Origin of the sequence: Mesorhizobium sp. M4A.F.Ca.ET.022.05.2.1, assembly GCF_003998845.1 — a bacterium.
GTDB lineage: Bacteria > Pseudomonadota > Alphaproteobacteria > Rhizobiales > Rhizobiaceae > Mesorhizobium.
The window spans coordinates 1-7387 of sequence record NZ_RZOJ01000299.1; the positions used below are offsets into that span (position 1 = coordinate 1).

11 protein-coding genes are annotated in these 7387 nt (G+C 64.9%); 7 read left to right on the forward strand and 4 right to left on the reverse strand.

Annotated features, from left to right (window positions below):
* Positions 1-185 precede the first annotated feature (185 nt).
* Genes hslU through hslV form a run of 4 tightly spaced genes read right to left on the reverse strand, consistent with a single transcriptional unit; the run spans position 186 to position 3232 of the window.
* Complete coding sequence (gene hslU / locus EN745_RS25240; protein WP_126057096.1) at positions 186-1496, reverse strand: ATP-dependent protease ATPase subunit HslU; 1311 nt, start codon at positions 1494-1496, stop codon at positions 186-188.
* A 4-nt stretch (positions 1497-1500) separates the two neighbouring features.
* Positions 1501-2100 carry a DUF2585 domain-containing protein gene (locus EN745_RS25245; RefSeq protein ID WP_126057097.1) on the reverse strand — a complete coding sequence of 200 codons (600 nt, stop codon included), beginning with the start codon at positions 2098-2100 and terminating at the stop codon, positions 1501-1503.
* A gap of 5 nt (positions 2101-2105) precedes the next feature.
* On the reverse strand, positions 2106-2630 hold the full coding sequence (locus tag EN745_RS25250; RefSeq protein ID WP_127422522.1) for a GNAT family N-acetyltransferase: 525 nt from the start codon (positions 2628-2630) through the stop codon (positions 2106-2108).
* Between the two features lie 50 nt (positions 2631-2680).
* Positions 2681-3232, reverse strand: coding sequence for an ATP-dependent protease subunit HslV (hslV, locus tag EN745_RS25255; protein ID WP_126057099.1), 552 nt, complete (start codon positions 3230-3232; stop codon positions 2681-2683).
* Between the two features lie 242 nt (positions 3233-3474).
* On the opposite strand from hslV, the gene hisB reads away from it, so the two are divergent.
* From hisB to EN745_RS25290, 7 genes are all read left to right on the forward strand, one after another.
* A complete protein-coding gene (gene hisB, locus EN745_RS25260) occupies positions 3475-4074 on the forward strand; it encodes an imidazoleglycerol-phosphate dehydratase HisB (protein ID WP_127422523.1) in 600 nt (199 codons plus the stop codon).
* A 3-nt stretch (positions 4075-4077) separates the two neighbouring features.
* The gene (locus EN745_RS25265; protein ID WP_127422524.1) at positions 4078-4554 is read left to right on the forward strand and encodes a DUF2628 domain-containing protein; all 477 of its coding nucleotides are present in this window, start codon (positions 4078-4080) and stop codon (positions 4552-4554) included.
* 1 nt (position 4555) lies between these two features.
* Complete coding sequence (gene hisH, locus EN745_RS25270; RefSeq protein ID WP_127422525.1) at positions 4556-5206, forward strand: imidazole glycerol phosphate synthase subunit HisH; 651 nt, start codon at positions 4556-4558, stop codon at positions 5204-5206.
* Positions 5207-5497, forward strand: a complete 291-nt coding sequence (locus EN745_RS25275; protein WP_126057103.1) for a DUF1330 domain-containing protein — start codon at positions 5207-5209, stop codon at positions 5495-5497. It abuts the gene before it with no gap.
* A 2-nt stretch (positions 5498-5499) separates the two neighbouring features.
* Positions 5500-6246, forward strand: a complete 747-nt coding sequence (hisA, locus tag EN745_RS25280; protein ID WP_127422526.1) for a 1-(5-phosphoribosyl)-5-[(5-phosphoribosylamino)methylideneamino]imidazole-4-carboxamide isomerase — start codon at positions 5500-5502, stop codon at positions 6244-6246.
* The gene (locus tag EN745_RS25285) at positions 6243-7082 is read left to right on the forward strand and encodes an arginase family protein (protein ID WP_126057105.1); all 840 of its coding nucleotides are present in this window, start codon (positions 6243-6245) and stop codon (positions 7080-7082) included. Before hisA ends, EN745_RS25285 begins: the two co-directional genes overlap by 4 nt.
* A partial coding sequence (locus tag EN745_RS25290; RefSeq protein ID WP_245487827.1) for a HisA/HisF-related TIM barrel protein occupies positions 7079-7387 on the forward strand: 309 nt, incomplete at its 3' end. The genes EN745_RS25285 and EN745_RS25290, both read left to right, overlap by 4 nt.

The following is a 7387-nucleotide window of genomic DNA, read 5'->3' on the forward strand; positions in this document are numbered from 1 at the left end:
TCGAGAGAAGCCCGCCTCCCGCCAAGGCGAAAGCCGGCCAGATGCTTCCATTTGGCCACACCCCGCCCGCCGTGCCGGACAAGCCTTGCCGGCCCGCCCGAAGCCAGAACCCTGCCCGGCATCGGGTTCCTTGCTGATGCATATCGTTGTCCCAAAACCGCTGCGCACTTTTGGGCGACATGCATTTACAGGATGAATCTGGACAAATCCGTGTTCCTCGAGAGGTCGCCGACATGCTTTTGCACATAGGCGGAGTCGATGGTGACGGTCGTACCGTTGCGGTCCGGCGCGTCGTAGGAGATCTCGTCCAGCACCCGCTCCATCACCGTCTGCAGGCGTCTTGCGCCGATATTCTCGACGCTGGCGTTGAGATCGACGGCAATGCCGGCCAGCGAATCGATGGCGTCGTCGGTGAAGGCCAGTTCGACCCCTTCCGTCTTCATCAGCGCGACGTACTGCTTGATCAGGCTCGCCTCGGTCTCGGTGAGGATGCGGACGAAGTCCTCCTTCTCCAGCGCGCGCAGCTCGACGCGGATCGGCAGGCGGCCCTGCAGTTCCGGCAACAGATCGGACGGCTTCGACACATGGAAGGCGCCCGACGCGATGAACAGGATATGGTCGGTCTTCACCGGGCCGTACTTCGTCGCCACCGTCGTGCCTTCGACCAGCGGCAGCAGGTCGCGCTGCACGCCTTCGCGCGAAGGCCCGCCCGAAATGTCGCTCCTGGCCGCGATCTTGTCGATCTCATCGAGGAAGACGATGCCGTCATTTTCAGTGGCGTCGAGAGCGCGGCGGATCACCTCGTCCTGGTCGAGTAATTTGTCGGACTCGTCATTGACCAGCAGCGCGTAGGAATCGCGCACCGTGGTCTTGCGGCTCTTGGTCTTGCGGCCGCCCATCGCCTTCGACAGCATGTCGTTGATGTTGAGCACGCCGATATTGCCGCCCGGCATGCCTGGGATCTCGAAGCCCGGCATGCCGCCGGTGCCGGTGTCGGCGACTTCGATCTCGATCTCCTTGTCGTCGAGCTCGCCGTCGCGCAGCTTCTTGCGGAAGGAGTCGCGCGTCGACGGGCTCGCCGTCTTGCCGACCAGGGCCTCCAGCACGCGTTCTTCGGCATTGATCTGGGCGCGCGCCGCGACGTCCTCGCGCATCTTCTCGCGCGCCAGGCCGATGGCAACCTCGACCAGGTCGCGCACGATCTGCTCAACGTCGCGGCCGACATAGCCGACCTCGGTGAACTTGGTCGCCTCGACCTTGACGAATGGCGCGCCGGCGAGGCGGGCCAGGCGCCGCGAGATCTCGGTCTTGCCGACGCCGGTCGGGCCAATCATCAGGATGTTCTTCGGCATCACCTCCTCGCGCATCTGGCCTTGCAGCTGCTGGCGGCGCCAGCGGTTGCGGAGCGCAATGGCCACGGCGCGCTTGGCGTCCTTCTGGCCGATGATGAAGCGGTCGAGTTCCGAAACGATTTCGCGGGGAGAGAAGGTGCTCATGTCACTAAATTCCACTTTGCCACTGCTTGATGGACTCGAACGGATGCAGCAGCATGATCACGTTGAGCGTCAGATTGTCCCGGATGATGTAGCCCGTACCGAGCTCGAAGATGAGGGCCAGGGCAACGACCACCCATATAGGAAGCTTTCGCGCCATCACAAATCCCAGCACCATGGCCAACGTGTCCGATACCGAGTTGATGATGCTGTCGCCGTAATAGTCGAGCGAAATCGTGCCGGCGCGGTAACGCTCGATGATGAAGGGGCTGTTCTCCAGAAGCTCCCAGCCACCCTCGATGAGGACGGCGAAGGCGAGCCTCAGCCCGATCGGCGAACGCGGAAAGAGGAACCGCGCCAGCGCATAGAACAGGAAGCCATGGATGATGTGCGATGGCGTGTACCAGTCCGAGATGTGCTGGGAGTTCTCCGAGCTTTGCACCACCCCGTGCCACAGCTTGACATAGCCGCAGGTGCAGATCGGCGGATGGCCCATGCCGTAAAGCGCGCCGGCCTGGAAGATCAGCAAAGCCAGCATGAGCAGAAGCCCCATGCGCCAGCTGTCCTCATAGGCCGAAAGCGTCTTGTCCTCGCCGGATGCGTTCATCTGGTTCAGTCCCCCTCTTCCGTGTCGCCTTGCGCCGCGTCGACGGCCATCAGCACGACATCCCCGTATTGCGACTGCCTGCGGCCGATCGGCCTGAAACCCGCCTTCTCATAGGCGCGAATGGCGCGCGCGTTCCGCGGATGCGGATCGATGATGACGCGCGGCGCCCCTTCCTCGAAAAGCTGCTCGACGAACTGCCGCACGATCGCCGTGCCGTGGCCGACGCCGACCAGCTGCGCCAGGCCGATCGACAGGTCGATACCCAGCGTGCCGAACGGCTGGTCGGCATAGGGATGATCGTCCTCCAGATGCGGATCGTAGCTCTGCAGGTAGGCGATCGGCCGGCCGTCGAGTTCGACGATCAGCGGCTCGACCGAAACCGAGTCGATGTGCTCGCGGATTTCGGCGATCTGTTGTTCCGGATCGTCCCACCATTCGGCGACATGCGGCTCGGCCAGCCAGCCGGCGATCATCGGCAGGTCTTTTTCGGTCACCGGCCGAAAATCGTAAACGTGCTCTTGTTGGACCATGATCTTATCCGAAAACCGGGTCCCACTTTTCGGGATCATGGTCGATTGCCTCAGGCGGCATCGAGCGTTTCGACAACGAAGTTGCTGTTGGTATAGACGCAAATGTCGGCCGCGATCTGCATCGCCTTGCGGGCGATCTCCTCGGCGTCCTTGTCGGTGTCCATCAGCGCGCGGGCGGCAGCCAGCGCGTAGTTGCCGCCGGAGCCGATGGCCATGACGCCATGTTCGGGCTCGAGCACGTCGCCGGTGCCGGTCAGCGCCAGCGAAACCGACTTGTCGGCGACCAGCATCATGGCTTCCAGCCGGCGCAGGTAGCGGTCGGTGCGCCAGTCCTTGGCGAGCTCGACGCAGGCGCGCGTCAGTTGGTCGGGATATTGCTCGAGCTTGGCTTCGAGCCGCTCCAGAAGGGTGAAGGCATCGGCGGTGGCGCCGGCGAAACCGGCAATGACTTTGCCGCCCGTGCCGATGCGGCGCACCTTCCTGGCATTGCCCTTCATGATGGTCTGGCCAAGGCTGACCTGGCCGTCGCCGGCGATCACAACCTTGCTGCCCTTGCGCACTGTCACGATCGTCGTGGCATGCATGGTCAGTTCATTCGACATTTTCTGCTCCGATTCGCGCCATCCCAATAAGGCGATTGGCGCGGTACGAGGGACTTTGATCGGCCATATGTATGCATGGGGTGGGCGATTGCAAACGACATGCCGGCCCGCCCGATACCCCATGGGAATGGCAACTGGCAATCGCCGGATCATGCTGCTAGAAGGCTCTCGATTTCAAGCATATGGGCGTTTGCGGCCTGTGCGCTCCCGCACGCCATGAACCTCCTGGACAAGGATAGATCATGCCGACGCGTTCCGCCGAAGCCAGCCGCAAGACCAAGGAAACCGACATCTCGGTGTCGGTCCATGTCGACGGCACCGGCAAGTCCGACATTGCGACGGGCGTCGGCTTCTTCGACCATATGCTCGACCAGCTGTCGCGTCATTCGCTGATCGACATGACGGTGAAGGCAAAGGGCGACCTGCACATCGACGACCACCACACGGTCGAGGATACCGGCATAGCGCTCGGCCAGGCGCTGGCCAAGGCGCTCGGCGAGCGGCGCGGCATCATGCGCTATGCCTCGATCGACCTCGCCATGGACGAGACACTGACCAGAGCGGCGATCGACGTCTCGGGCCGCCCGTTCCTGATCTGGAACGTAACCTTTTCGTCGCCCAAGATCGGCACGTTCGACACCGAGCTGGTGCGCGAATTCTTCCAGGCGCTGGCGCAGAACGCGGGCGTCACGCTGCACGTGACCAATCACTACGGCGCCAACAACCATCACATCGCCGAGACCTGCTTCAAGGCGGTGGCGCGGGCGCTTCGTTCCGCGCTCGAGCGCGACCCGCGCCAGCCGGACGCCGTACCTTCCACCAAAGGTTCTTTGAAGGGGTAGGCGATGGCCATCTATGTCGTGATGGAGCCGCCGGCGGGCCGCGCAAAGGCCGATGAGACGACCTTCGTGCGCGACGGCTTCACCTGGCTCGGGTTCCTATTCTCACCGCTGTGGCTCGCCTGGCACCGGCTGTGGATCGAGGCGGCGCTGACCTTCGTCGTCATGGCCATCCTGTCGATGCTCGGCGAGAAGCTGGGACTTGCCTGGGCGGGCTCGGCCCTGTCGCTGCTGGTCTCGCTCTATATCGGCCTCGAAGGACAGGGGCTGCTCATCGCGGCGCTACGCCGCCGCGGCTGGCACGAATGGGGCGTCGTCGAAGCCGACAGGCTGGACGGCGCCGAGACGCGTCATGCTTTGGAGGCCGACGTGCCGCCAGACGAGCAGCCGCCCGCCCCGCGCATCGTGCCCGACGCCAATCTGGCACGGCCGACGCAGACCGGCATGGCTCTGGGGCTGACCCATACGCCGGGAAGGCCCTGACATGCGGGTCGCGATCATTGACTACGGGTCGGGCAATCTGCGCTCGGCCACCAAGGCTTTCGAGCGCGCGGCGCGCGAGGCGGGCATTGCCGCGACAATCGAGCTCACCGCCGACGCTGAACGGGTCCGCACCGCCGACCGCATCGTGCTGCCCGGCGTCGGCGCCTATGCCGACTGCGCGGCCGGCCTCAAGGCTGTCGCCGGCATGTGGGAAACGGTGGAGGACGTGGCTGTTCGCAAGGGACGGCCGTTCCTCGGCATCTGCGTCGGCATGCAGCTGATGTCGGAACGCGGGCTTGAAAAGACCGTCACCACGGGCTTCGGCTGGATCGCTGGCGACGTCAAGGAGATCACGCCCGCCGATCCGGCGCTGAAAATCCCGCAGATCGGCTGGAACACGATCGAGCTTCGACGCGATCACCCGGTATTTTCTGGCATCGCGACCGGAGCCGACGGGTTGCACGCCTATTTCGTCCATTCCTATCATCTCGAGGCCAGGAAGCCGGACGAGGTGCTGGCCGTCGCCGACTATGGCGGGCCGGTGACGGCCGCTGTTGCGCGCGACAATCTCGTCGGCACGCAGTTCCATCCCGAAAAAAGCCAGGCGCTGGGCCTGGCGCTGATCGCCAATTTCCTGCGCTGGAGACCCTAGATGAACAAGAAGGGCTACTGGATCGCGCTGATCGACGTCCACGACCCCGATGTCTACAAGCAGTACATCGAGGCCAATGCCAGGGCCTTCGCCAAGTATGGCGCGAAGTTCCCCGTCCGGGCCGGGCGCTACACCAACCCGGAAGGGCCGACGGGCAATCGCCACGTCGTGGTCGAGTTCGAGTCGTACGAAACAGCGGTTGCCTGCTACGAATCGCCTGAATACCAGGAGGCCTCGAAATTCAGGCTCGCCGCCTCGACCGGCCATTTCGTGATCGTCGAAGGGGCCTGACCATGATCCTGTTTCCCGCCATCGATCTCAAGGACGGCAAATGCGTGCGCCTGAAGCATGGCGACATGGCGACGGCGACGATCTACAACGATGACCCCGCAGCCCAAGCCAGGGCCTTCGAGGAGCAGGGCTTCGAGTGGCTGCACGTCGTCGACCTCAACGGCGCCTTCAAGGGCCAGAGCGTCAACAGCGCGGCGGTCGGCGCCATCCTCAAGGCGACGAAGAATCCGGTGCAGCTCGGCGGCGGCATCCGCACACTGGAGCAGATCGAGGATTGGCTCGACCGGGGGCTGGCGCGCGTCATCCTCGGCACGGTGGCGGTGCGTGACCCAGACCTCGTCAAGCAGGCCTGCAAGGCCTTCCCGGGCAAGATCGCCGTCGGCATCGACGCCAAGGACGGCAAGGTCGCGGTCGAGGGCTGGGCCGAAGCGTCCAGCCTCGGCGTCGTCGAGCTGGCCAAGAAATTCGAAGGCGCGGGCGTGGCCGCCATCATCTACACCGACATCGACCGCGACGGCGTGCTGACCGGCATCAACTGGGACGCCACCATCGACCTTGCCGAAGCGGTATCCATCCCGGTGATCGCCTCGGGCGGCCTGGCCTCGATCGCCGATATCGTGCGCATGACCATGCCGGACGCGCAGCGGCTCGAAGGCGTGATCTCCGGCCGGGCGCTCTATGACGGCCGAATCGACCCGGCGGAGGCGCTGGCGGTCCTGCGCGGCGAGGAGATGGAGGCAAGGCCGTGAAGGTGTCGATCATCCTGGCGTCCTATGACAGCGGCCACTATCACGGCGGCTGCGGCCAGGGTCCGGATGCGCTGATGGCCGGCGGCCTTGCCGAGGCGCTCAAGCTTGCCGGCCACGACATCGACGTCCACGACATCGGCAGGGTCAGCGACGACGAGCAAGCGCGCGAGATCGCGACCGGCTTCGCCGTCTGCAACGCCGTGTCGGGCGAGGTTCGCATCGCGCTCGACAACGAGCGGTTTCCCATCGTGCTCGCCGGCAACTGCCTGACCAGCGCCGGCGCCGTGGCCGGCGAAGGCGCCGACGCCATCATCTGGGCCGACCAGCATGGCGACATCAACACGCCGGACACTTCCACATCCGGATTCCTCGACGGCATGGCGCTAGCGACGGTGCTTGGCCTTTGCTGGCGGCCGATGACGGCGCAGATTCCCGGCTTCAAGCCGATCGACCCGGCCCGCTCGGTGCTCGTCAATGCACGCGACCTCGACACGGCGGAAAGGGAGGAACTGGAAAAACTGCCGGTCATCCGCTCCGAATGCCCGGACTGGACGGGCGCGGCGGAGAGGCTGAAGAAGGCCGGCGCCGAACGGATCCATATGCATATCGACCTCGACGTTCACGACCCGGAAGAATTGCAGGCCAACCGCTTCGCCACGCCCGGCGGTCCTGGACCCGAGCAGGTGCGGCAGGCGATGTGCGGCATGGCCGGCGCACTGCCAATCGCCGGCCTCACCATCTCGGCCTATGATCCGGCCTTCGATGCCAAGGGCGAGGTGCCGCCGCTGGTCGGCGAATTGCTGGTCGAGCTGCTGGCGACGATGGAGAGAAGCTGATGCTGAAGGCCCGCGTCATTCCTTGCCTCGACGTCAAGAACGGCCGTGTCGTCAAGGGCGTCAACTTCGTCGACCTCGTCGATGCCGGCGATCCGGTCGAGGCGGCCAAGGCCTATGACGCGGCCGGCGCCGACGAGCTCTGCTTCCTCGACATCACCGCCTCGTCCGACAACCGCGAGACGATCTTCGACGTCGTCGCCCGCACCGCCGAGCAATGTTTCATGCCGCTCACCGTCGGCGGCGGCGTGCGCCAGGTGGCCGACATAAGAAAGCTGCTTCTGGCCGGCGCCGACGGTGAGCGGCAT

Excerpts from the sequence above, each read along its gene's own strand:
- EN745_RS25250 (WP_127422522.1), bottom strand. The coding sequence starts at position 2,630 with ATGGTCCAACAAGAGCACGTTTACGATTTTCGGCCGGTGACCGAAAAA.
- hisA (WP_127422526.1), top strand. The coding sequence starts at position 5,500 with ATGATCCTGTTTCCCGCCATCGATCTCAAGGACGGCAAATGCGTGCGC.
- EN745_RS25275 (WP_126057103.1), top strand. The coding sequence starts at position 5,207 with ATGAACAAGAAGGGCTACTGGATCGCGCTGATCGACGTCCACGACCCC.
- hisB (WP_127422523.1), top strand. The coding sequence starts at position 3,475 with ATGCCGACGCGTTCCGCCGAAGCCAGCCGCAAGACCAAGGAAACCGAC.
- EN745_RS25245 (WP_126057097.1), bottom strand. The coding sequence starts at position 2,100 with ATGAACGCATCCGGCGAGGACAAGACGCTTTCGGCCTATGAGGACAGC.
- hisH (WP_127422525.1), top strand. The coding sequence starts at position 4,556 with ATGCGGGTCGCGATCATTGACTACGGGTCGGGCAATCTGCGCTCGGCC.
- hslV (WP_126057099.1), bottom strand. The coding sequence starts at position 3,232 with ATGTCGAATGAACTGACCATGCATGCCACGACGATCGTGACAGTGCGC.
- EN745_RS25265 (WP_127422524.1), top strand. The coding sequence starts at position 4,078 with ATGGCCATCTATGTCGTGATGGAGCCGCCGGCGGGCCGCGCAAAGGCC.
- hslU (WP_126057096.1), bottom strand. The coding sequence starts at position 1,496 with ATGAGCACCTTCTCTCCCCGCGAAATCGTTTCGGAACTCGACCGCTTC.